At 70.7% G+C, this 1,621-nt stretch carries 1 protein-coding gene; it reads right to left on the bottom strand.

From position 1 onward, the window contains the following. The coding region (locus tag AB0G02_RS39210) for an MDR family MFS transporter (RefSeq protein ID WP_360805282.1) at positions 1–1,485 on the bottom strand (1,485 nt) is incomplete at its 3' end. Between the last annotated feature and the right edge of the window lie 136 nt (positions 1,486–1,621).

Raw genomic sequence — 1,621 nt, 5'->3', positions numbered from 1 at the left:
CTTGAGCGGCTTCTCCTTGATGAACAGCACCGCCACCAGCGCCAGCACCGCGATCGGCGCACCGATCAGGAACAGCTCGGCCGTGGCCGTGGCGTAGATCTCGCGCACGACCAGCCGCACCGGCTCCGGCAGCAGCGCCAGGTCGGGCACCGTGCCCTCGCCGCCACCCGGCGCCGGGCCGAACTTCTCCTCGCTCAACGCGGTCACCCGGTTGGCGAGCACCGCGCCCAGCGCGCTCACGCCGATCGCGCCGCCGAGGCTGCGGAAGAACGTGAGGGTCGACGTGGTCGCGCCGAGGTCGCGGGCGGGCACGTCGTTCTGCGCCGCCAGCACCAGGTTCTGCATGAGCATGCCGACACCGACGCCCAGCACGGCCATGTGCACGCTCACGACGAACACGCTCGTGTCCGCGTCGATCGTGGCCAGCAGCAGCATCCCGCCGACCATGACGACGGCGCCGGAGACCAGGAACGCCTTCCACCTGCCCCACTTGGTGATCAGCTGGCCGGCGACGGTCGAGGACACCAGCAGGCCGAAGATCAGCGGCAGGCTCATCAGGCCCGCCTGCGTCGGCGTCTTGCCCAGGCCGATCTGGAAGTACTGGGACAGGAACACCGTGCCGCCGAACATCGCCACGCCCACCAGCGCGCTGGCCAACGTCGTCAGCGCCACCGTGCGGTTGGAGAAGATCGTCAGCGGCACGATCGGGTCGGCCGCCCGCGACTCCACCCACACCGCGAGCGCCAGCAGCACCACGCCGACCGACACGAGCACCGCGGTCCACGCCGAGGCCCACTCGAACTGGTGGCCCGCCAGCGTCGACCACACCAGCAGCGTGGACACGCCGCCGACGATCAGCGCCGCGCCCAGGTAGTCGATCGTGACCTCATTGCGCACCAACGGCAGCTTCAGCGTGCGCTGGAGCAGCACGATCGAGGCCAGGGTGAACGGCACGCCGATGAAGAAGCACCAGCGCCAGCCCAGCCACGAGGTGTCCACCATGACACCGCCGATGAGCGGGCCGGCGACCGTGCCGACGCCGAACACCGCGCCGAAGATGCCCGCGTAGCGGCCCATCTCGCGCGGCGGGATCATCGCCGCCATCACGATCGTGGCCAGCGCGGTCATGCCGCCCGCGCCGAGGCCCTGCACGACGCGGCTGGCGATCAGCACCTCCACGTTCGGGGAGAACCCGGCGATGAGCGAGCCCACCACGAACAGGCCGAGGGAGAGCTGGATCAGCAGCTTGCGGCTGTAGAGGTCGGCCAGCTTGCCCCACAGCGGCACGGTCGCGGTCATGGCCAGCAGCTCGGTCGTGACGACCCAGGTGTAGACCGACTGCGAGCCGTGCAGGTCCGCGATGATGCGCGGCAGGGCGTTCGACACGATGGTCGAGGCCAGGATGGACACGAACATGCCCAGCATCAGGCCGGACATCGCTTGCAGGACGTCCCGGCGCGAGGTCGTGCCGGTTTCGGTGGACATCGGATCCCCCCGGTAGGTGGTGCGGTGTGTCAGGGTCTCGGTCGTGCGGCGCGGGCGGCCGGGCCCGGTGGGTCGGCCAGCCCCGCGGCGATCAGGTCGACGGCCTCGGCCAGCAGTTCGTCCAGCGGTGCGGCGG

The organism is Actinosynnema sp. NPDC023658 (assembly GCF_040639995.1).
Classification (GTDB): domain Bacteria; phylum Actinomycetota; class Actinomycetes; order Mycobacteriales; family Pseudonocardiaceae; genus Actinosynnema.
This window is presented reverse-complemented; position numbering and strand designations above follow the sequence as displayed.